Annotated in this window: 15 protein-coding genes; 8 read left to right on the top strand and 7 right to left on the bottom strand. The window is 74.3% G+C overall.

Translation table 11 applies throughout. The annotated features are described in order from the left end of the window. Positions 1-169 precede the first annotated feature (169 nt). Positions 170-1,384 (bottom strand): metallophosphoesterase, encoded by a 1,215-nt coding sequence (locus tag ACF09E_RS00595; protein ID WP_392203139.1) that lies wholly within the window; start codon positions 1,382-1,384, stop codon positions 170-172. A gap of 236 nt (positions 1,385-1,620) precedes the next feature. Beyond that, a complete protein-coding gene (locus tag ACF09E_RS00600) occupies positions 1,621-2,334 on the bottom strand; it encodes a hypothetical protein (protein ID WP_392203140.1) in 714 nt (237 codons plus the stop codon). 368 nt (positions 2,335-2,702) lie between these two features. Here ACF09E_RS00600 and ACF09E_RS00605 point away from each other — a divergent pair, with 368 nt between their 5' ends. Both ACF09E_RS00605 and ACF09E_RS00610 read left to right on the top strand, forming a co-directional pair. After that, the gene (locus ACF09E_RS00605; protein ID WP_392203141.1) at positions 2,703-3,203 is read left to right on the top strand and encodes a hypothetical protein; all 501 of its coding nucleotides are present in this window, start codon (positions 2,703-2,705) and stop codon (positions 3,201-3,203) included. Positions 3,204-3,370: 167 nt separating this feature from the next. Next, positions 3,371-6,295: an ATP-binding protein gene (locus tag ACF09E_RS00610; RefSeq protein WP_392203833.1), complete on the top strand. Its 2,925-nt coding sequence runs from the start codon at positions 3,371-3,373 to the stop codon at positions 6,293-6,295. Positions 6,296-6,310: 15 nt separating this feature from the next. On the opposite strand, the gene ACF09E_RS00615 is transcribed toward ACF09E_RS00610, so the two are convergent. Then, positions 6,311-7,156, bottom strand: coding sequence for a class II glutamine amidotransferase (locus tag ACF09E_RS00615; RefSeq protein WP_392203142.1), 846 nt, complete (start codon positions 7,154-7,156; stop codon positions 6,311-6,313). A 386-nt stretch (positions 7,157-7,542) separates the two neighbouring features. On the opposite strand from ACF09E_RS00615, the gene ACF09E_RS00620 reads away from it, so the two are divergent. From ACF09E_RS00620 to ACF09E_RS00645, 6 genes are all read left to right on the top strand, one after another. After that, on the top strand, positions 7,543-8,712 hold the full coding sequence (locus ACF09E_RS00620) for a glutamate--cysteine ligase (RefSeq protein ID WP_392203143.1): 1,170 nt from the start codon (positions 7,543-7,545) through the stop codon (positions 8,710-8,712). A gap of 247 nt (positions 8,713-8,959) precedes the next feature. Continuing rightward, positions 8,960-10,744 (top strand): N-acetylglutaminylglutamine amidotransferase, encoded by a 1,785-nt coding sequence (locus ACF09E_RS00625; RefSeq protein ID WP_392203144.1) that lies wholly within the window; start codon positions 8,960-8,962, stop codon positions 10,742-10,744. Continuing rightward, the gene (locus tag ACF09E_RS00630; RefSeq protein WP_392203145.1) at positions 10,717-12,741 is read left to right on the top strand and encodes a S9 family peptidase; all 2,025 of its coding nucleotides are present in this window, start codon (positions 10,717-10,719) and stop codon (positions 12,739-12,741) included. Before ACF09E_RS00625 ends, ACF09E_RS00630 begins: the two co-directional genes overlap by 28 nt. Positions 12,742-12,902: 161 nt before the next feature. After that, positions 12,903-14,132, top strand: a complete 1,230-nt coding sequence (locus ACF09E_RS00635) for an aromatic acid exporter family protein (RefSeq protein ID WP_392203146.1) — start codon at positions 12,903-12,905, stop codon at positions 14,130-14,132. A gap of 45 nt (positions 14,133-14,177) precedes the next feature. Further along, a complete protein-coding gene (locus tag ACF09E_RS00640; RefSeq protein WP_392203147.1) occupies positions 14,178-15,671 on the top strand; it encodes an MFS transporter in 1,494 nt (497 codons plus the stop codon). Positions 15,672-15,872: 201 nt separating this feature from the next. Further along, on the top strand, positions 15,873-17,876 hold the full coding sequence (locus ACF09E_RS00645; protein WP_392203148.1) for a hypothetical protein: 2,004 nt from the start codon (positions 15,873-15,875) through the stop codon (positions 17,874-17,876). Between the two features lie 126 nt (positions 17,877-18,002). Here ACF09E_RS00645 and ACF09E_RS00650 read toward each other — a convergent pair whose 3' ends face one another. Genes ACF09E_RS00650 through ACF09E_RS00665 form a run of 4 tightly spaced genes read right to left on the bottom strand, consistent with a single transcriptional unit; the run spans position 18,003 to position 22,060 of the window. Beyond that, positions 18,003-18,599 (bottom strand): ATP/GTP-binding protein, encoded by a 597-nt coding sequence (locus tag ACF09E_RS00650; RefSeq protein WP_361863575.1) that lies wholly within the window; start codon positions 18,597-18,599, stop codon positions 18,003-18,005. Beyond that, entirely contained in the window at positions 18,580-18,951 is a 372-nt protein-coding gene (locus ACF09E_RS00655) for a DUF742 domain-containing protein (protein WP_361863573.1), read from the bottom strand. Before ACF09E_RS00655 ends, ACF09E_RS00650 begins: the two co-directional genes overlap by 20 nt. After that, entirely contained in the window at positions 18,944-19,375 is a 432-nt protein-coding gene (locus tag ACF09E_RS00660) for a roadblock/LC7 domain-containing protein (protein WP_392203149.1), read from the bottom strand. The genes ACF09E_RS00655 and ACF09E_RS00660 overlap by 8 nt, the downstream gene beginning before the upstream one ends. A 36-nt stretch (positions 19,376-19,411) precedes the next feature. Continuing rightward, positions 19,412-22,060 (bottom strand): nitrate- and nitrite sensing domain-containing protein, encoded by a 2,649-nt coding sequence (locus ACF09E_RS00665; RefSeq protein WP_392203150.1) that lies wholly within the window; start codon positions 22,058-22,060, stop codon positions 19,412-19,414. Positions 22,061-22,112 lie beyond the last annotated feature (52 nt).

Genomic DNA, 22,112 nt, shown 5'->3' on the forward strand with positions numbered 1-22,112 from the left:
CGGGAAGGACCGGCGGCGTGCGCCGACCCGCCCCATGCCTGGCGGCTTGCCGCCCGCGCGGTGTCCGAAACGGTGTTCCGCCGGATTTCGTCGCAGGGACAGACCCGGGCCGGGCCGCGCCCGGCTCCCGGCTCGACGGGGCCTGCGCGGACCCGGTCGTGTGCGCCCCCTACGCCGGCGTCGGCCCCTGCGGCGAGCGGAGGACGAGGAGGGTGATCTCGCTCGGGGCGAAGACGCGGAAGGGCGGGCCCCAGAAGCCGGTGCCGCGGCTGGTGTAGAGGAGGGTGCGGGCGCCGTGGCGGCTGAGGCCGGCGAGGGCGGGCTGGTCCAGGCCGACCAGATAGTGGAAGGGCCAGATCTGGCCGCCGTGGGTGTGACCGGAGAGCTGGAGGTCGACGCCGTGCGCCGCCGCACGGTCGATGAACTTGGGCTGGTGCGCGAGGAGGAGGACGGGCAGGTCGGGGTCGGCTCCGTCGAGGGCCCCCGCGAGGTGGGCGCGGTGGCCGGCCAGTCCGGAGGCCTCGGCGGTGACGTCGTCGACGCCGGCGACCACGAGGGTGTCCCCACCTCGTTCCAGCAGCAGGTGGCGGTTGCGCAGCGGCTCCCAGCCCAGCTCGTCCATCAGGTCGACCCAGCCCTGGGCCTCGCTGTAGTACTCGTGGTTGCCGGTGACGTACACCCGCCCCCAGGTCGCCCGCACGGTGCCCAGCGGAGCGGCCTGGGCACGACGGCGTGCGGCCGTGCCATCGGCGATGTCGCCGGTGTGGCAGACGACGTCGGCCTCCAGGCCGTTGACCGTCTCGCAGACGCGTGCCGACCAGCGGGCGCGGTCGAGCGGGCCGTAGTGGGTGTCGGTGATCAGGGCGACCCGGGTGCCGTCCAGTCCGGCTCCGAGCCGCGGGAGTTCCACGTCGAGCCGGCGCACGCGGGGCACGCGCCGGGCCTCCACGGAGCCCCAGGCGAGCAGCACGGCCGTCACGCCTAGGACCGCCCAGGTGACGATGCGTGCCCGGTCCTGTCCGTCGCCGACATCGGCCAGGGACAGCGCGGGCCGCAGGAGGACGCCGAAGAGGACGGACCAGGTGAACAGGACCCAGATGCCGCCGAGAAGCGAGTCACCGACGATCGCCGCCCCGTCCTGCTGCCGTCGGCCGTGTCCGCGCGCCATCGCGAGCGGCATCCCGACCAGGCCGAGGACGAACAGGGCGGTGCCGGCCAGGGTGACGGGGAGCGGCCAGTGCTGGCCCGTGTGGACGAGGACCCAGCAGGGCACGGCCCACAGCAGGACCGGCGCGACGAGCGGGAGGTAGCGCATCACGCGCTGCAAAAGGCTCCGTGGCGGCGCCTCCTGGGTGGCGGATCGCGTGTCGCTGGTCTCGGTCACGGTGCCCCTCCTGGGGTTCTCCACGGCGGTCGCGCCCGTGGCGGAACCGGACGACGGCCGCGGCGGCGGTCGACGGGCCGGCCGCCGCAGGGCTTCGACAGGATCCGCCGCCCATGGCCTGATCCTGCTCCGGCCACAGCGGTCTGCATGTCTCGGACCACCCATTGTCCGCCGTCGCGCGGGGAGCGGGCCAGCGGGCTCCCCCGAGCCGTTCGGCGGGAGCCCCCGGGCCCGGATCAGTCGAGCGGCAGCCCCTGCATCTGCGCCTGGGTACGGGCTCCCGAGCCGTGGAGCAGGGCTCCGTCGCACACGGGCACGTCGGCCCGCACCTCGGCCAGGCGCCGGGCGTCCACGTACCCCACGGGGATGTCGCCCTTGTCGGTGAAGTCGGAGGTGTACGTGCGGTCGTGGTCCGTCCCCATGGCCAGGAGGCGCTTGCTGTCGAGGAGGACGCCGTAGTACAGCCGGTCGGAGTTCAGCTTGTCCACGGCCGAGCAGAGCACGGGCACCTCCTCGCCGCGCCGCGGATGGCAGTCGGGCTTCGCCTGGTTGCACAGTGCGGTGTCGGTCACCTTGATCACCCGGCAGCTCTCCTCGGACTCGTCCGTGCAGGAGACCGGCATGATGTTGAGGGGCGGGCTGACGGAGGGGCGGCTGTAGACGCTGGCCCAGTCCGCGCTGACGGCTGTCAGGTGCACCGCGGGGCGGGCGCAGAGGTCGATCTCCGCCGTTCCGCCGTACTTGTCGTCGGGCACGCTGGCCGTGTGCTTGTCGGGACAGTCCGAGGACGCGCCCGCACCGGATCCGGACGCCCCGCCGGCGTCCGCGGTACGTCCCGCGGACGCAGAGCTCCGTGCGCCCGGGTCCTGGTCCGCCGCGGATCCGCAGGCGGTGAGGGACGACGCCAGGAGCACTCCGAGGACGGAGGAGACGAGCACACGGTGGGACACGGAAGCACCTCTTGTTCGACGGGGGGGGGAGCCGACTGCCGGAGGCAGCGGGCACAGGGCTGCGCCGCAGCTCACGGGGCGATGCTCGCAGGGCGCGCGGCCCCGAGCGTCGGGGGAACCACGTACATCGCCACGTAACGGCGGGCGAGGGGGCGTGCGGGAGGGCTCGCCGGTCAGGGCCGGAGGGGCGCGGATCGGGTCGCGCGTGTCGAACTGCGTAGTCGGTGTCAGGGAAACCACGGACGTGCGGAGCCCCGGTGGGCGGCAGAGTCGTCACCGGCAGGTGCCGTGAGGTGCGGTGTCCGGAGGGGGGCGGGGTGGGGCGCGAGGCGGGGACGTGGGCGCGGAGAGCGGGGTGGACCGGAGCGGTGGCGAGTCTGGCCGTCGCCGGGTGGCTGATCTGGCTGCTGCCCGCACCCCATCTGGCCGCCGTCCTGGGCGTCGGTCCCGTGGACGGCGTCATCACCGTCAGCGCCTGCTACGACGCCACCGACGCGCAGGGCTACCAGGACGGCACGGACTGCACGGGGACGTACACACCCCGTGCGGCGGGCGAGCCCCGACGGGAGGTGACGCTCGACAAGGCCGCCTCGCGGCACCGGCCGGGCAGCAGGGTGGAGGTACGGATGGCGCGCGGGCGGGCCCATGAGATGTCGGGGTACGCGCTCGGCCGCTGGACCACCGCGACCGGGCTGATCCTCGGACCGTTCCTCGCTCTGTCGCTGTCGTTCCGCGCCTGCGCGCGCGACGCGAGGTGGAGTCACAGCAGCGACTACGTCCTGGTCCTCATCGTCGCCGAGATCGCCGCCCTGGTGTTCGGCGTCCTGGTGAGCCTCGTCGCCTCCGTCGCCCTCGCCCTGGGCGGCTGAGCGGACGGGGTCCCTCCCGTGCCGCGGTCCGCGACACCGCGCCCGGCGAACCCGCAGGCCGTACAGGGACGTTCCGTCACCGCGTGCCCCGAGGCTCGAACGTGTCTTCGTCCGACGTGATAGACATTGCCGTGCCGTTCGGTAGAGAGATCACGCGCGTGGGAGCCGTGGACGACGTGGCCCCGCATCGCGACAGCGGGAGTCCCCTCGTCGGGCGTGCCGCCGAGTCGGGGCTGCTCGACACGGTGATCGAGCGGCTGGGGCGCGGGGCGCCGGCCGTCGTCGACATCACCGGTGCGGCCGGGATCGGCAAGAGCCGGCTCATGACGGAGTTCGCCCTCCGGGCCCGGCGGCGGGGCATCACGGTGCTGCGCGGTCGCGCGGCGGAGTACGAACGGCACCTGCCGTTCCATCCGTTCGCCGACGCGTTCGCCGATCTGCACCCCCGTCGCCCGCACGCCCCCGACCTCCTCGACGCGCTGTCCCGTGTCCTCCGCGGCCCGGGCGGCGAACCGTCCGTCCCGGAACGCGGGCCGGCGACCGCCGACCGCTTCGGGCTGCACCGCTCGGTGGCGGCGCTGCTGGCACGACTCGGGTGCGGCGAAGGGCTGGTGGTGGCTCTGGACGACGTGCACTGGGCCGATCCGGCCTCCCTGGAGCTTCTCGACCATCTCGTCCGGCATCCCGTCCCCGGACCGGTGGTCCTCGTCGTCGCCCGGCGCGACCGGCAGACGCCGACGGCGCTCGGCGCGGCGCTCGCCCGTGGGGCCGACACCGAGGCGGTCCTGCGGATCGGGCTGGCGCCGCTCGGCGAGCGGGAGTGCGTCGAGGGGCTCGCCCCGGACCTGCCGCCCGCGCGGGCGGCGCAGTTGTACGCCGCCGGGGAGGGCAATCCGCTCTACTTCCTCTCCCTGGTGCAGGCGCACCGCGAGGACACCGCCCGCGAGCGCGTCGCCTCGGGCGCGTCCTCCCCCGCTCCCGCCTCCTCCGACGAGTCCGGCGCGACGGGTGGGACCCGGGCGATCGGCGAACTTCCGGACGGTCTGGCCGCGTTGCTGTGGGACGAGCTGACCCCGCTCACCCCTGACCAGCACCGGACTCTGGAGGTGATCGCCGTGCTCGGAGACCACGCGGTGCCGTCCGTGGTCCGCGGCGTGACCGGGCGGACCGGTGCCGAGTTCGACGACGACCTGGGCGCGCTGACGGGACGCGACCTCGTGCGGCCGGGCCCGGGGGGCCGTACGGTGCTGCGTCATCCCGTGCTGCGGACGCTGGTCCACGAGTCGACCGCGGTGCGGCGGCGCGTCGAGATCCACCGTGCCGCCGCCGTCGAGCTGGCCCGCAGGGGTGCCCCTCCCGTCGAGCTGGCCCGGCACGTCGAGCGGTCGGTGACGACGTGGGACCCGCGTGCGTACGCGGTGCTGAGGGAGGCGGCCGCGCAGACCGAGGGCTCGGCTCCGACGAGTTGCGCGCACTGGCTCGGTGTCGCGCTCCGCCTGCTGCCCGACACCGAGGAGCGCGGGCCCGAGCGGCGGGATCTGATGCTGCGGCGCGCGCGGGCCCTCGGTGTCGCCGGCGGGCTGCGGGAGAGCCGCGACCTCCTGCACCAGGTCATCAGCACGGCCGGTCCCGGCGAGAGCGGTGTCAGGACGGCGGCCGTCCTGCTGTGCGCCTCGACGGAACGGCATCTCGGCCGCTACCCCGAGGCGATCGCCCTGCTGCGCCGCGAGCTGCGGGGGCGGCCCTCGCCGTCCGACCGGGTGGCGATCGGCCTCGAACTGAGCTCGTCCGCACCGCACAACGCCTCCTATCCGCAGATGCGGGACGAGGTCGCGCGTACCCTCGCGGACGCCCGCGCGCTCGGTGACGAGCGGGGCGAGGCGGGGGCCCTGGCGGTGGCCGCGTTCGGCGAGGCGTACGAGGGGGACGTGGCCGCGGCGCGCGCGTACGCGGCACAGGCGGCCGGACTGCTGGACGGGCTGCCCGACGACGACCTCACCGCGTTGTGCGAGCCGCTGGGGCGGCTGGGATGGGCCGAGGCCTTCCTGGGCCGGTTCGTCGACGCGGAACGCCATGCGGACCGGGGTCTCGGCATCGCCCGGCGCAGCGGGCAGATCTACCTCCTGCCGCTTCTGCTGCTGTGCAAGGCGCACGTACGGATCCAGACGTGCCGGCTCGATTCGGCGCGGGAACTCGCGGACGAGGCCGAAGACATCGCCCGCGGCATCGGCAGCGGCGAGCTGCTGGCCTTCGTCCTGGCCAACAAGGCCCAGGTGCGCGTCGCGTCGTCCGCTCCCGGTGACGCGGAGGCCCTGGCGGCCGCGGAGGAGGCCGTCGCCGCCATGGGACCCAGCGACAACTGGCGGGCCTCGATGGCCTGGTGCATGCTCGGCTACGCGGCTCTCACGGGCGGTGACCCGCACCGGGCCCTGGACGCACTCCTGCGCGCCGGGGGCGGCGACCTGCGGGGTCTGCAGCCCTCGATGCGCCCCCTCCTGTCGGAACTCCTCGTCACCGCTGCCCTGTTCACCGGGGACGTCGAGTCGGCGTCCGGGTGGGCCGAGCGGGCCCGGCGTGAGGCCGACGCGCTGGGTCTGCCGGTGCAGCGGGCCTCCGCGATGCGGAGCGCGGCGCAGCTCGCCCTGCACTGCGGCGACGCCGGCAGGGCGGCGGAGCTGCTCACGGAGGCCGTGGCGGAGTGCGCGCGGGCCGGTGCGGTGTTCTGGGAGGCCCGCTCGCTGCTGCTCGCGGCTCCGGCGACGGCGGCGGCCGGGTCCGGGGCGCGGGGTGCGGCGATGTGGCGGCAGGGGCACCGGCTCGCGGCCGCCGGCGGCGCGGGTCTGCTGGTCGGGCTCGCGGAGACGACGCGCCCGCCGGCCCTCCGTGAGGACTCCGGCCCGCCTCGGCTGACCTCGCTGACGGCGCGGGAGCGCGAGGTCGCCGGGCTGGCGGCGGAGGGGCTCACGAACCAGGAGATCGCCACGCGGCTCTATCTGAGTCCGCGTACCGTCGAGACCCATCTCTCCCGGGTGTTCCGGAAGGCGGAGGTGTCGACGCGGGCGGCCCTGGCCGCTTTGATGGCCCGTTCCTGAGTCCGGCCGGCGGGCTCAGCTCGCTTCGACGGCTCCGACCGGGGCGAAGGGCAGCAGCTCGTCGGCGCCGGGCTGGATGACGAGGCAGCTGCCCTCCGGCACCTCGTTCCAGGCGCCCGGCAGGTCGTCGAGGGGTTCGGACACGATGAGGCGCGACTCCGGCGAGATGTCCCGCAGGAACGCGACGTCGGGATGGAGCTTGCGCAGGTCCTCGACGCGGTTGCTCTCGAACAGCGAACGCGAGGCGCGTTCGGTGGAGTAGCGGAAGGCCCAGAGGCGTTCCCCGTCGGTGATCGCGAGGGTCATCTGGAGCGGGAACTCGACGCCGTGGCGTCGGCCGACGCTCTCGACCGCGCCCGCCATCCGTGCGACGGCGGCGGGCGGGTCCCGGTCCAGGCCGAAGGTGAGCGCCAGGTAGAACATCACCTCGGAGTCGGTGGTGCCTTCGAGGTCGGCGTAGAGCTCGGGGTCGATCAGGAGGGACAGGTCCCGGCGGAGGCGGTGGAAGCCGTCGACGGCTCCGTTGTGCATGAACATCCAGCGTCCGTGCCGGAAGGGGTGGCAGTTGGACTGCTGGACGGCCGACCCGGTCGACGCCCGGATGTGCGCGAAGAACAGCGGGGAGCGGATGTGGTCCGCGAGTTCCCTGAGGTTGCGGTTGTTCCACGCGGGTCCGACGTCCCGGAGGAGGGCGGGGGTGCTGCTCTCGCCGGTGTACCAGCCGACTCCGAAGCCGTCACCGTTCGTGGTCTCCACGCCGAGTCTCGCGTGCCGGCTCTGGTCGATCAGCGAGTGGGCCGGTTTGTAGAGGATGGTGTCGAGCAGGACGGGCGTTCCCGCGTACGCGAGCCATCGGCACATCGCTGATCACCTGGGTCTCCGGGCGCCTCGGGGGTTGCGTCTGTCGACTCGTCGAACTCCCATTCTCGGCGCCGCCCGCGGGCCGCGCCAGGCGGACCGGGCGGGTCGGCCGGTCCACCGCGGGGGCGTGCGCCGGCGCGGTGAGGCGTCCGGAACGGATCGGGGCGGTTTCGAGGGCCCCCTGGACGCCCCTCGGGACACGGGGAGGCGTACCCCTGGCGGGTACCGGCGTGCCACGCCTCCACTCGCTCTAACGAGCGCATGATTCGGCAGATGAGCGGACAATGCTTGGGGTGGCCCGTCCGGGGCAGTCGCACAACAGGCCCGAACCGGGCGCCGGCCTGAAGTGCATCCGCCCGAAGGACGTCGAACGCACAGGAGACGCAGTGACCGTCCGCATAGGTGTCGAAGAAGAGTTCCATGTGATCGATGTCGAGACCGGCTCCCTGGCACCGCGGGCGGACGCCGTGCTCGGGCGGCTCTCCCCGCACGGGGACGACTTCACCCAGGAGCTCCCCCAGTCCGTCGTCGAGTCGAACAGCGGCGTGCACACGCGCCTCGACGACCTTTACGCGGACCTGTCCGCGGCCCGCCGGCGTCTCAACGCCGCCGCCTCCTCCCAGGGCCTGGCGATCATGGCGGCGGGCGCGGCCCCGATCGCCCGGCTCGGAGCCGTACCGGCGACCGACGAGCCCCGGTACCACGCCATGACCGAGGAGTACCGGCGCGTCGCCGACGAACAGCTGATCTGCGGCGCCCAGGTGCACGTCGACGTCCCCGACAAGGACACCGCCGTACGGGCGCTCTGCGCGATCAACCCGTGGCTCCCGCCGCTCCTCGCGCTGTCCGCGAGCTCCCCCTTCTGGCTCGGCGCCGACACCGGGTACGCGAGCTGGCGCACCATGATCTGGCAGCGCTGGCCCACCTCCGGCCCGCCCGGCTGCTTCGCCGACGCCGCGGAGTACGACGAGGCGGTCGACGAACTGATCGACTCCGGCGTCATCAGCGACCCCGGAATGATCTACTACGACGTCCGTCCCTCGGACCACCTGCCGACGCTCGAACTCCGCGTCTGCGACGCCTGCCCCCGCGTGGAGACCGTGGTGCTGATCGCGGCCCTGTTCCGGGCGCTCGTCGTCGACGCCTGCGCGGACGCCTCGGCAGAGGGATGCGACGACCGTCACGCATGGCTGCGCTCCGCCACCTGGCGCGCGGCACGGTCCGGCCTGGAGGGCGATCTGATCGACCCCGTGACCCGCCGGCCCGCGGCGGCCCCCGAGGTCGTACGCGGCCTGCTCCGCACGCTGCGCCCGACGCTGGAGGCGCACGGCGACTGGGATCTCGCGCGGAGCCTGGCCGAGGAGGCGCTGGCCCGCGGGAGCGCCGCCCACCGGATCCGCCGCGCGGCGGCCGACGAGGACCTGCTCGCGGCCGTGGACCTGCTGCTGGCGGAGACCCGCGGCGCGTACGGAACGGGTGACCCCCGGCCCGACGCGCGCCGCGGAGAACTCCGGCCCCGGGCACGGACCCTGCCGGCGAAGGCCGACCGGAGATGACCTGCCGGCTCCCCTGCCCCGCGGAACCACCACCGCCCCGAGCGGACCGCACGCCCGCGGACCCGCGGCGCGGGCGGACGACCCTCTGCCCTCCCCCGACGGCAGAGCGAGGAGTGAACAGCATGCCGACGTCGCAGCCCCGTAGGAGGAAGACCGGCCTCGCGCGGACACGCGGCCTTCCCACCGCCCCGCCGCCCCGGACGCCTCCACACCCCGCCCGGGTGCCCGCCCGTCCGGGAGGTGCCCCATGTGCGGCCTGAGCGGCGAGATCCGCTTCGACGGAGGGAGACCCGACCTGGCGGCGGTCGAGCGGATGACGGACCGCATGGCGGCGCGCGGCCCGGACGGCCGCGGCATGTGGGCGCAGGGACCGGTCGCGCTCGGCCATCGCCGCCTGAAGATCATCGACCTGTCCGCGCGCGGAGCCCAGCCCATGACGGACAGCGACGCACAGCTGACCTGCGTGTTCAACGGCTGCATCTACAACTACCGGCAGCTCCGTGAGGAACTGCGGGGCCTGGGCCACGCCTTCGTCACCGGCTCCGACACCGAGGTGGTCATCAAGGCGTACCGCCAGTGGGGCGTCCGCTTCGTGGAGCACCTCGTCGGCATGTTCGCGGTGGCGCTGGTCGAGCAGGAGACGGGCCGGCTCGTGCTCGCCCGCGACCGCCTGGGCATCAAGCCGCTCTACCTCGACGAGCGCCCGGGCAGGCTCCGCTTCGCCTCCACCCTGCCGGCCCTGCTCGCGGGCGGCGGGGTCGACACCTCGCTCGACCCGGTGGCGCTGCACCAGTACATGAGCTGGCACGCGACCGTCGCGGCGCCGCGCACCGTCCTCACCGGCGTCCGCAAACTCCCGCCGGCCACCGTACGGGTCGTGGAGCCCGACGGGACCCGCCGCGACCGCTGCTACTGGCAGCCCTCGTACACGCGGAACAGCGCCTTCGCCGGGATGGGCCCCGACGACTGGCGGGACGCGGTCCTCGCCGCGCTCCGCACCGCCGTCCACCGCAGGACGGTCGCCGACGTACCGGTCGGCGTGCTCCTGTCGGGCGGCCTCGACTCCAGCCTCATCGTGGCCCTGCTGGCCGAGGAGGGCCAGCGCGGCCTGGCGACGTTCAGCGTGGGCTTCGAGGCGGAGGCCGGCGAGGAGGGCGACGAGTTCGTCTACTCCGACCGGGTCGCGCGCCGCTTCGACACCGAGCACCACCAGCTGATGGTGCCCTCGGACCGCGTCTCCACCGCCCTGGACGGCGCGATCGCCGCCATGAGCGAACCGATGGTGAGCCACGACGTCGTCGCCTTCCACCTGCTGTCGGAACTGGTGTCCAAGGAGATCAGCGTCGTGCAGAGCGGCCAGGGCGCCGACGAGGTGTTCGCCGGCTACCACTGGTACCCCGCGCTGGCGGAGGTCGAGCGGGACCAGGAGCCCCGGCGCTACGGAGAGGTCTACTTCGACCGCCCACACGACGCCCTCGCGAGGATCCTGCAGCCCCACATGCTGGCCGACCACGACGTGTCCGCGGAGTTCGTCCGTGCGCACATGGCCGTGCCCGGCGCCGAGACCGCGCTGGACGCCGCGCTCCGGCTCGACACGCACGTCATGCTCGTGGACGACCCGGTCAAGCGCGTCGACAACATGACCATGGACTGGGGCCTGGAGGCGCGGGTGCCGTTCCTCGACCACGAACTGGTCGAGCTGGCGGCGGCCTGCCCGCCGGAGCTCAAGCTCGCCGACGGCGGCAAGGGCGTCCTGAAACAGGTCGGCCGCACGCTGCTGCCCCGCGCCGTCGTCGACCGTCCCAAGGGGTACTTCCCGGTGCCGGCCATCCGCCACATGGCGGGGCCCGTCCTCGAACGGGTGCGGGAGGCCCTGTCCGCGCCGGAGGCCCGGGCACGCGGCGTCTTCCGCCCGGAGTACGTCGACTCCCTCCTCGCGGCACCCGAGGAGCACCGGACGAACCGAGGGGCGAACGCCCTGTGGCACGTGGCGTTGTTGGAGACATGGCTGCAGACCCACGCGATCAGCTGACGGACGAGCCCGCAGCGACCGCCCCGGTGGTGGAGCGGCTCGCCGACGCGGCCGGGCCGCGGGACACACCCCGGCCGCGGGTCGCCCACGGCTGCTGGTACCCCTCCCCCGATCCGCGGGGCGAGCACATCGCGTTCGTCTGCGACCGCGAGGGCGCGCCGCAGCTCTGGACCGCGCCCGTGGGACGCGACGACGCGCATCTGCTCGACACCGGTCCCGACCCCGTCACGGAGGTCTCCTGGTCCCCGGGCGGCGAGTGGATCGCGTACACCGTGGCGCCGGGCGGCAGCGGCCACACGCGCGTGCTCTGCGTCCGCCCCGACGGCTCGGGCCGCCGGATCCTGGCGGGCGCGGAGCCGGGAAGCTCGGCCTACCTGGGGTGCTGGGCCCCCGACGGCTCGGCCCTCGCGGTGACCGTCGCGGAACCGACGGGCGGCGGCGTCCCGGCGGAGCGGCCCGCCCCCTGGACGCAGCGGGACGGGGCCGCCACCCTCCTCGACTCCGCGCCCGCGGGCGGTGCGGGCTTTGGGACGGCGGAGCCCGTGCGCGACCGCCTCACCGCGTACCTCGTCGACCCCACCGGGACGGAGGCGCCCCGGCTCGTCGCCGACGAGACCGGCGCGGCGACGCTCCGGGTGTGCGACGTCGGCCGGGACGGGCGCCTGGCGCTGCTGCGCCGCGGACCCCGGGGGCGGCGCGAGGCCGTGGTCGTCCGCACGGCGGACCAGACCCCGGCGTGCGCGCTGCCGGTCGCGGACGGCGATCCGTGGATCGGCCGCTTCTCGGCCGACGGGCGCACGGTGTGGCTGCGCAGCGACCACGACCGCGAGTTCGCGGCCCTGATGGCACTTCACCTGGACGGCGCCGGCGAGCGGAAGGAGCTCGTCGTGGTGGCCGGCCGCGACACGTGCGACCTCGAACTCCTCGCCCTCGCCGAGGACGGCCGGCGGGCGGCGCTGGCCTGGAACGACGGCGGCACGAGCGTGCTCGAAACGCTCCCCCTGACCGGCGACGGGGCGCACCCGCCCGCCCCGCGCGCGGTGGAGCTGCCGCACGAGGTGGTCACCCGGGTGACCCAGGCGGGTCCCGGCGGTCTGGTCGTGGCGCTCTCCGGATCCCGGCGACGCCCCGGGGTGTGGTCCGTGCCCGGTGCGGCTCCCCTGGCACGGACGCCGTGGTCGGCGAGCGACGCCGCGTCCGTTCCGGGACGACGCCCGCCGGTCCGGCCGGCGCCGCTGCGTGCCACGGCCCGCGACGGGCTGCTCCTCGGCGGCTGGTACCACCGGGCCCCCGGCAGGGCCGCGGGCGAGCCGGCCCCGTGCGTCCTGCATCTGCACGGCGGCCCCGAGGAACAGGAGCGCCCGGTCTTCGACCCGCTCTACCAGGAGTTGCTGGGCCGCGGCCTGGACGTCTACGCGCCCGACGTGCGCGGCTCCTCCGGCTGGGGCCGGTCCTTCGTCGACGCCGACCTGGGCGAGGGCCGCTTCGCGGCGATCGCCGACGTCGCCGACTGCGCGACCCACGCGGTCGCGTCCGGCCTCGCCGACCCGCGCCGGCTCGCCGTGATGGGGCACTCGTACGGCGGCTATCTGACCCTCGCCTCCCTCGTGTGGCACCCGCACCTCTTCCGTACCGGCGTCACGGTCTGCGGGATGTCGGACTTCGCCACGTTCTACGCCGGGACGGAGCCGTGGCTCGCGGAGTCCGCCGTCCACAAGTACGGCCACCCCGAACGGGACGCCGCGCTGCTGCGGGCCCTGTCCCCCATGAGCCGCGTCGACGCCCTGCGGGTCCCGCTGCTGGCCGTGCACGGCGAGCACGACACGAACGTGCCGCCCGGCGAGTCCGAGCAGATCGTCCGGGCGGCCCGGGCACGCGGACTCGTCGCGGAACTGCTGCTGCTCCGGGACGAGGGCCATGATTTCCGGCGCGCCGACAACCGGCGTCTGTTCCGCCGTGCCGCGGCGGAGTGGATGCAGCGGTGGCTCGTCGGCTGAACCGCGCGGCGGGCCCGCGGCCGCCCCGTTCGGCTCCCTCCGTACCCGCCTCGGGGGTGATCCCTCGTCCGCCCGGGCGTACCCGTGCATGGGCCGGGGACCGCCCGGGCAGGCGCTCGTTCCGACGGCCCCTGCGGGGCGGCGACGGGACGAGGTGGGGCGTGGCGCGCGGCGAGGGACGGAAGGGCCGGCTCGGCGGGCTGCTCGGGCGCCTGCGTCGCGACCCCTTCGCCGTCCAGACCGTGCGGTCCACGGCGGCGGCCACCCTGAGCTACGTCGTGGCCCTCCGGCTCAGCAGTGAACCGGTGCCCCTCACCGCTCCCCTGACGGCCCTGCTGGTCGTCCAGGTCACGCTCTACTCCACCGTGACGACGAGCCTCCGCCGGGTGACCTCCGTCGTCGTCGGCGTCCTCATCGCGATCGCGTTCAGCGTCGTGGTCGGCCTCTCCTGGTGGAGCCTGGCCCTCGTCATCCTCGCCTCGCTGCTCATCGGCCGGATGGTGAAGGTCGAGGAGTTCGTGCCCGAGGTGGCCATCAGCGCCATGCTCGTCCTCGGCGTCACGCAGGTCTCCGTCACCGCCTGGGACCGCGTCCTGGAGACCCTCATCGGCGCCGTGGTGGGCATGCTGTTCAACCTGTTCCTCGCCCCTCCCGTCTGGGTCGACACGGCGGGCGGGTCGATCGAGGACCTCGCCCGGCGGATGCGGCTGCTGCTCCTCGACGTGGCGGACGAGTTCACCGGCGCGCCCCGGGTCGAGGAGGCCGCCGACCGGCTCCACGCGGCCCGCCGGCTGGACAACGACGTCGCGGACGTCGACGGTGCCCTGCGGACGGCCGAGGACAGCCTGCGCTTCAACCCCCGCGTCAAGGAGGGCCTGATGCACCGGGTGGTGCTGCGGACCGGGCTGGACACGCTGGAGATCTGCGCCGTCGTGCTGCGGGTCCTCGCCCGTACCCTCACCGACCTGGCGAAGCACCGCGACGGGCGCCGGCTGCTGCCCGCGCCGACCGCCCTCGCCCTGCGGGAGACCGCCCAGTACACGGCCGACGCCCTCGTCAGCTTCGCCGTCCTGGTCACCGCGCGCGGCAGCGAGGACGCCGAGGCCGCGGAGACCCGGCTCGCGGGCGAACTGCGGGCCGCCCGGGTCTGCCGGGACCACGCGGCCGAACGGCTCCTCGCGCTCGCGCTCGCCGACGCCGGCCGGTGGCAGCTGTACGGGGCGCTGCTCAGCGAGGTCGACCGGATCCTCGACGAACTCGACCCCGAGCACCGGGGCCGCCGCCTGATGGAGGAGCTGGACCGCCGGGTGCGCGAGCGCAGCGACCGGCGGCGGCGCCTCGCCCTCCGCGACCGCCGGGGCCCGCGCCGGCCCGCCCGCGCGGACGGATGATCGGTCCGGACGGGGGTACCCGCACCGGCGACGAGAGGAGAACCCATGCCTGCCATTCCGTCCTCCCCGGGTTCGGGGACGGGAACGGGAACGGTCACCACGGCCGTACCGGCCCGGCTCGACCGGCTTCCGTGGTCCCGCTGGCACTGGATGATCGTCATCGGCCTCGGCACCGTCTGGATCCTCGACGGCCTCGAGGTCACCATCGTCGGCAACGTCGCCGGCCGGCTGGCCGAGGAGGGCAGCGGCCTCGACATCACCGCGGCGCAGGTGACGGGCGTGGCCGCGGCCCTCTACGTCGCGGGAGCCTGTTCGGGCGCGCTGTTCTTCGGGTGGCTGACCGACCGGTACGGCCGCAAGAAGCTGTTCATGATCACACTGGCGGTCTATCTGGGCGCCACGGCGATGACGGCCCTGTCCTTCGAGTCTTGGTGGTTCTTCCTCTTCCGCTTCCTCACCGGCTTCGGCATCGGCGGCGAGTACGCGGCGATCAACTCCGCCATCGACGAGCTGATCCCTTCCCTGTACCGGGGGCGCGTCGACCTCATCATCAACGGCAGCTACTGGCTGGGCGCGATCGGCGGTTCGCTGCTGTCGATCGTCATGCTCGACACCGACATCTTCCCGAAGGACCTGGGCTGGCGCCTCAGCTTCGCCCTCGGCGTCGTCCTGGGGCTCGTCATCCTGCTGGTGCGCAAGCACGTGCCGGAGAGTCCACGCTGGCAGTTCATCCACGGCCACGGCGAGGAGGCGGACACGCTGGTCACCGCCGTGGAGAAGGAGATCGAGGAGGAGAAGGGCGAGAAGCTGCCCCCGCCGGCCGGCGAGATCACCATCCACCAGCGCAAAAGCATCGGCTTCGGCACGATCGCGAAGACGGTCTTCGGCCGCTACCCGCGCCGCGCCGCCCTCGGCCTCGCCCTCTTCATCGGGCAGGCCTTCCTCTACAACGCGATCACCTTCGGCTTCGGCACCATCCTCATCACCTTCTTCGACGTGCCCACGGGCAGCACCGGCTACTACTTCGCCGTCATCGCGGCGGGCAACTTCCTGGGACCGCTGCTGCTGGGCAGGCTCTTCGACACCGTCGGCCGCCGCATCATGATCGCGGGCACGTACCTCCTGTCGGGCCTGCTGCTCTTCGGGACCGCCTGGCTCTTCGACCGCGGCTCGCTGTCGGCGACGACCCTGACGGCCTGCTGGTGCGTCGTGCTGTTCTTCGCGTCGGCGGGCGCCTCCAGCGCCTATCTGACCGTCTCCGAGATCTTCCCGATGGAGACCCGCGCCATGGCCATCGCGTTCTTCTACGCGCTGGGGACGGCGGCCGGCGGCATCAGCGGACCGCTGGTGTTCGCCGAGCTGACCGAGTCGGGGGTCGTCGGGGACACCGCGCTGGCCTTCCAGATCGGCGCCGCGCTGATGTGCGCGGCGGGGATCGTGGCGGCGTTCCTCGCGGTCAACGCGGAGCGCCGGTCGCTGGAGGACATCGCCGAACCCCTCTCGGCGGTGCGGGCCGAGGAGAAGACCGCCGGGAACTGAGCCGGCCCTTCCCGAACGGTCGCCCCGGAGCCGCGCCGACGACGGCTCCGGGGCGACCCGCGTCCTCGCCGGGACCGCGGCGGTGCGGGGTGGCGCCGGACGGCCGCCCGCCGCCCCTGCGCGGGGCCACGCACGCGTCCGGGGGACTGTCAGATCATCCGTCCGGGGTGACCGCTTCCCGCGCGTCTCGTTTGCACAGTCATGCACCCCCACGACACCTTCGACGGCACGGCCATACCTCCCACCGCGGCTCCCCGGCCCGCCCGCGGCGACGCCGAGGCGGCGCTCGTCGAGCACTATCCCCGGCTCGTCCGGCTCGCCCATCTGATCCTCCCGCCCTCCCTCGGCCGCCACCGCCGGGTGCTCACGGCGCACGCGCTGGTGCAGAAGTCCCTCGCATCGGCGGCCCCGTCCGGCCACGGCGCGCGTCCGGCCCCGACGGTGCCCGCGCAGCGCGGCGAAGCGGGACCCGTCCTCGCCTGGCTGCGGGAGGCCGTCGTGTCCGCCGCGCTGCGGACGGCCGCCCGGCCCCGGCGGGCGCTCTGGAGGAACCCGCTCCCCGCCGTCCTCGGGCTGAGGCTCTTCCCCCGGGCCGGGGGCGTCGACGAGCTCGCGCTGGACACGGCTCTGGCCACGGTGACCCCCCAGGTACGGGCGGCCTTCGCCCTGCGGGTCCTCGAAGGACTCGGCGCCCGGTCCGCGGCCCCGGTCCTCGCCGCCGCGGGCGTCGCCGCCCCGGAGGAGGCCCTGCACGCCGCCGAGCACCTCCGTTCGATCGTCGGCACGGATGCCGAATCGCTCCTGAGCGGCGCGGAGTTCGACCCCTGCGTCGTGCAGGCACGGCCGACGGACCTGCTGCGCCGCCGGCAGCGGAGGCGCCTCACCGCCCTCGTGGCCGCCGCCCTGGTGCTCTCCGCCTCCGCGGGCGTCCTGGTCGCCCTGCGGCCCGAACCGCCCACGCCCGCGCCGCCGGTCACCGCGCTGGCCGCCGCGTCCGCCCGGGCGACCGACCCCCGGTTCCTCGTCCGTACGCCCCCCGAACGCTGGTCCGACACCGCCCGCGTCGACCTCACGCAGTGGCCCGCCCGCGGGGCGCGGACCGGGGACACGGCCCTTCTGTCGCGCGCCCTGGACGCCTGGACACGGGGCACCGGCGACGGCAGGGGCGTGCGGGTGTCGTTCACACCGAGCACCCCGACGACCCCGCCCGCCGCGCCGCCCCGACTTCTCTTCGCCGGCTCGGTCGACGGCTCCGCCGTGGTCCTCCTGCACGACGGCGAACGCCTCATCCGCTACGCCGAACCCCTCGCCGGCCGGGGCGGCCAGGTCCTCGAACTGGCCCGGTCCGACGACGCGGACGTGACCACCGGAGCGGCCGTCGCGGTCGCCAGGACGCGTCTCGGGACCCGCTTCCTGCTCGCCCCCTGGATCGACGAGAGCGCGGTGCGCGACCTCCTGCGGCCGGACGTGCCGGCCGCGGCGCTGCCCGTGTCCGGGGACGGCCTCACCGGCCCGGTCCCCCCGCCGGCGGCCGACTGCGGGCGGGTGCCCGCACTCCAGGTGAGGTCGTCCACCCGGATCGTCGAGGACCACTCGTTCCTGCTGACGGACCTCGGGGAGCTGAGCCCCGCCCATCTGACGTGGACCCCCGCCCCCGGCACCGGAGCACCGGCCCGGCAGCCGCGCGAGGCCACGTCGGCCGCGGGCCTGGCCGCCTGGGCCCGCTCCGCGTGCACACTGCCCGGACTGCGCGGCACCGGCGTACGCGCAGTGAACCGCTGGGAGTTCGCCCGGCAGGCCCTTCCGGAGCGGGCCGGACCCGCGACGTGGACGTGCACGCGCGCCGACCTCTGGAACGGGCGCGGACGCGTCACGGTGGCCTGGGAGGGACCCGACCCGCGCGGTCGTCCGGTGCCGGTCCCGGGACCGACGCCCGAGGACACGGCGGCGTGCAGCCGCTTCGGCCAGCACCTGCTGGCCGGGACGTACTGGACGGCACCGTCGGGGGCGCGCTACTACCTCGCCGCCGGGAGTCGCGCCCTGACCGGGATCACCGCGGACGGTCCCGTCACCGCCTCCGTACGAGGGCAGTTCCTCGCCGTCCGCACCGACGCGACCGGTCAGGTGCGGCTGACCGGCACGATGCCCGGTCCGGGAAGGCTGCCGGGGTGGGGCGAGCCGGAGACGGGATCCGGCGGTTCGTGACGCGCGACCCGGCCGCCGGCAGCCCTGCGGGCGCCGGGGATCTCGGGGGCCCGCCGGGCCGCTCCGAGGGTGCGGCGGCGGTCGGTGGCCCGGCCTCGTCGCCGGCCTCCACCTCCCGCCGGTCCGTCAGGGCGCGCTCGTCGAGAACTGGGGGGACGCGCGGCGATGAGCGGCCTCCAGGACGGCGAGCAGCACCTCCTTGCTGGACTCGCGTGTGCGGACGTCGCACATCACGACGGGTACGGCCGGGTCGAGGTCGAGGGCGGCCCGCACCTGGTCGGTGGTCCAGGCCCGCTCGCCGTTGAAGCAGTTCACCCCGACCGCGAAGGGGATGCCCCGTTCCTCGAAGAAGTCGATGGAGCCGAAGGACGCGTCGAGTCGGCGGGTGTCCGCGAGGACGAGCGCGCCCAGCGTGCCGTAGGCGATCTCGTCCCACATGAACCAGAACCGCTCCTGCCCCGGGGTGCCGAAGAGGTACAGCACGAGTTCGGGGCTGATGGTGATGCGGCCGAAGTCCATGGCGACGGTGGTCGACGTCTTGCCCTCGACTCCGGCGAGGCTGTCGACGTTCTGCCCGGCCTGGGTGAGCCGTTCCTCCGTCTCCAGCGGGGCGATCTCGCTCACCGACCCCACCATCGTCGTCTTGCCGACGCCGAAGCCGCCCGCGACGAGGATCTTCACGGCGGTGGGGAGAGCAATTGGTTCAGAGCTGGCGGATGCCATCGATAACCCTTTCGATGAGTTCCACGCTCGGCCTGTCGGACTGTGAGGGTGGCGCCTGCACGATGACGTCCTCGTCGGCGAGCAGATCGCCGCAGAGGACCTTGACAACGCTTACGGGCAGATCCAGGTGCGCGGCGATCTCGGCGATGGCCACGGCCCGGTGGCGGCACAGATCGAGGATCTGCGCCGCTTCCGGCGTCCGGTTCGGACGCTCGGGGTCCGCCGCCCGCGTGAGCACCTGAGTGATCAGCGTGAAGTGGTAATGCGTGTGGCGGGTGCGCCCACCGGTGATGGTGTACGGCCGGAGATGACGTCCAGTGGGCGACCCGTCGAGCCCGTGTGTCTCAGGCATCCTGGACGTGTGCGACGGCGTGCTGGGCGGAGAGACGCGGGGCGGCACTGAGGTAGGTTCCAACCTGCTTCACCATGGTTCCCATCTCGTAGGCCATCATCCCCGCGTCGACCTCCTGCGAGGCGAGGGCGGCGAGTCGCGCGCCCTGTCCGGCCGCGGTGATGAAGAGGAAGGCGTTCTCCATCTGGATGACGGTCTGCTGGACCGCTCCGCCGCGGAAGTACTGCGCGGTACCCCGGGCAAGGCTGTGCAGGCCGGACGCGAGGGCGGAGAGCCGCTCGGCGTCGTCCCTGCGCAGGTCCCTCGACTTTCCGATCAAGAGACCGTCGCCTGACAGGACGATGGCGCAGCGGATCTCCGGGATGCGTCCCACCAGATCGTCCAGGACCCAGTCCAGCTGCCTGCTGGTGGCAACTTCAGTCATTTCCATCCTTCACGGTTCGTCAAGTCCAACGTGCTGTCAGTCTGCCTGTCGATCGCCCGCGCCAGGAAAGTGATGGGTTCCGGTGGCCTGATCCATCCCTCGTCGGATCGCGGCGAATATGCGGGCCGATGCTTCGGGGTTGGGCGGCCGTCCGCCGTCGTCGTCCATCCGGCTGCCCGCGTCCGCCGCCTCGCGGCGCAGCTGCACGGCCAGGCTGGAGCCGCGGGTGCGCTTGGGGAGGGCGCTGGGCTGCTGGAGGTCGGACCCGCCGGCGCCCTGGGGGGCGTACGGGCGGGGGGCGGCGGGCGGAGCCGGGGGGACGGCCGCGGGAGGTGCGGGCGGCGCGGGACGGTCGCCCGCCGGCGGCCGGGGCGCGTAGGCGGGCTGCGGGGGTACGGCGGCGTCCTGCCGGTGCGGCGCGGGGACGGGCTCGGGCTGGTCCGTGGAGTGGGGCGAGACCAGTCCGGCGCCGCCGTACGTCGGGAAGCCGGTGTAGTCCGGGAACCCGCCGGGCGAGTCCCAGACGTGGCCGGCGGCGCTGTCGTCGAGGTCCCCGCTGTCGGCGACCCGGCTGTGGATCTCGTTGCCCACGGGCAGCCCGACCGTGTCGGACGCGGCGGCCATCGGCTGCGGCTGCGGTACCGGGGGGGCCACCACGGCGGGCGCGGGTCCCGTGGAGGACGTGACCTGCGGGGGCGGAACCGAGCCGGTGGTGACGACGTGCCCGGAGACCTGGGCGGCGGCCCGGAGCTGGTCCATGACCGGGGAGTCGAGCTCCTCCAGCATGTGGGCCGGCAGGAAGACGATGGCGAGGGTGCCGCCGTACACCGAGGCGCGGAGTTCGACCCGGATCCGGTGGCGCTGGGCGAGGCGGGCGACGACGAAGTGCCCGAGTCGCGGGTCCGCGCCGAGCGCCGCCATGTCGGGCTTCTGGGGGTGGGCGAGGATGTGGTTGGCCTGGGCCAACTGGTCGGCGGGGATGCCGAGTCCGTGGTCCTCGACGTGCAGGGCCACTCCCTCGGCGACGTGCAGCGCGCTGACGACGACCTGGGTGTACGGCGGGGAGAAGTTGGTGGCGTTCTCGACGAGTTCGGCGAGCAGGTGGGTGACGTCGGCGACCGCGCGGCCGGCCAGCGCCACGCGCTTGGTCGCGGGCAGGTTCTCGACCTTGACGCGGGTGTAGTGCTCGGTCTCGGCCACGGCGCTGCGCATCACGTCGGTGATGGTCACCGGCTCGGTCATCCGGCGGCTCGGGGGCGTGTCGCCGAGGATGACCAGATTCTCCGCGTGCCGTCGCACACGGGTGGCGAGGTGGTCGACCTTGAAGATGTCCTTGAGGAGGTCGGAGTCGCCGTGCTTGCGCTCCAGGTCGTCCAGGAGCGCGATGAGGCGGTGGATCAGGGTCTGGGTGCGGCGGGTGAGCTGACCCAGCACCTTCTCGGCGCCGGCGTGTCCGCGGGATTGGCTGAGAACGGTGTCGACGGCGGCGTGCTGGAGCCGGTCGATCGCGGCTCCGAGGTGCTGGAGTTCCCCGGGGACGAGGGCGTGCGGCTCGTCGGGGAGGGGGGCGAGCGGTTCCCCTCGTTCGGACTGGGCCAGCGTCTGCGGCCAGTTCCGGGCCATCTCCTCGGTGCGGCGCTGGAGTTCCGTCACCGCGTCGAGGGTCGAGCGGCGCGCCCGGAGGCCGAGGACCGCGCCGGCCGTGAGGAGGCCCACGGTGAGGGTCGTGCCGGCGAGCAGGCCGATGAGCAGGCCGGTGGCGCGGCCGGACGCCGTGTCGGCGAGTTCGTCCAGGGAGCCGGCGGCGAGGCCCTGGAGGTCGGTGACGAGGGCGTCGGCGTCGTTCCGCCAGGCGTTCGCCGAGTCCGGCAGGCCGGTGGCCGTTCCGGTGGCGACCGCGTCCTCGATCGACACGACGGTGGACGAGGACTCGGACGCGGCGATCTGCGTGTAGCGGGCGCGGGCCGCTTCGGGCAGGTCGCCGACGGCCAGGGAGGCCTGGATCTCGCGCTGGGCGTCGCGGTAGTGGCCGAACTGCTGCCGGGCCGCCGCGGACATGCTGCGCTGGGGAAGCGCCGCGGTCAGCAGGGCGTCCTCGCGCGACAGCATCTCGACCATGCGGACCAGGGTGGCCGTGGCGTTGCCGCCCTGGGACAGCGGGCCGTCCTCGCTGCGCACCGCGAAGCCGATCAGGTCGGTGCCGCTGCGGATGACGTCGGTGAGCTGCCGGAAGGCGTCCTCGGAGGAGAGGGTGCGCGCGTCGATCGCCTCGCGCTGTCCGGCCAGGGTGTCCAGGGACGCGCCGAGGCTCCGGGCCGGCGCGCCGAGCGCACCGTCCACGGTGGCCAGGCCGGCCCGGAAGTCCACGACCGCGGTGTCCGTCCGGGTGCGCGCCTGGTCCAGGGCGGTCCGCGCCGCCTCGGAACGGCCCGCCTGCCACAGGGCCGTGAGGCGACGCTCCTGCTGGAGGGCCGAGACCACGCTCAGCGCGCCGCCGCCGGTGGTGCCGGTCCGTTCGGCGTCGTCCTGCAGCTGGATCTGTTCACTGGCCAGCCCGACGCCCGTGTAGCCCCACAGACCGGTGAGGGCGATGGCGGGTGCGACGATCGGCATGATCAGCTGCTTGCGGAGAGACCTGCGCGGGGCAAGCCGGTGGCGCGCCTTCGGGTCGCTAGTGCCTGACATCTGAATTGAATCCTCGCAGCGAGCTGACGACAGTGAAGTTGATGCTCAGCGG

This window comes from Streptomyces sp. NPDC014891, assembly GCF_043081085.1.
Taxonomy (GTDB): domain Bacteria; phylum Actinomycetota; class Actinomycetes; order Streptomycetales; family Streptomycetaceae; genus Streptomyces.

Bases quoted from the DNA above. Each gene is read 5' to 3' on its own strand.
- ACF09E_RS00615 (WP_392203142.1), bottom strand. From the start codon at position 7,156: ATGTGCCGATGGCTCGCGTACGCGGGAACGCCCGTCCTGCTCGACACC.
- ACF09E_RS00625 (WP_392203144.1), top strand. From the start codon at position 8,960: ATGTGCGGCCTGAGCGGCGAGATCCGCTTCGACGGAGGGAGACCCGAC.
- ACF09E_RS00630 (WP_392203145.1), top strand. From the start codon at position 10,717: ATGGCTGCAGACCCACGCGATCAGCTGACGGACGAGCCCGCAGCGACC.
- ACF09E_RS00640 (WP_392203147.1), top strand. From the start codon at position 14,178: ATGCCTGCCATTCCGTCCTCCCCGGGTTCGGGGACGGGAACGGGAACG.
- ACF09E_RS00645 (WP_392203148.1), top strand. From the start codon at position 15,873: ATGCACCCCCACGACACCTTCGACGGCACGGCCATACCTCCCACCGCG.
- ACF09E_RS00650 (WP_361863575.1), bottom strand. From the start codon at position 18,599: ATGGCATCCGCCAGCTCTGAACCAATTGCTCTCCCCACCGCCGTGAAG.
- ACF09E_RS00655 (WP_361863573.1), bottom strand. From the start codon at position 18,951: ATGCCTGAGACACACGGGCTCGACGGGTCGCCCACTGGACGTCATCTC.
- ACF09E_RS00660 (WP_392203149.1), bottom strand. From the start codon at position 19,375: ATGACTGAAGTTGCCACCAGCAGGCAGCTGGACTGGGTCCTGGACGAT.
- ACF09E_RS00665 (WP_392203150.1), bottom strand. From the start codon at position 22,060: ATGTCAGGCACTAGCGACCCGAAGGCGCGCCACCGGCTTGCCCCGCGC.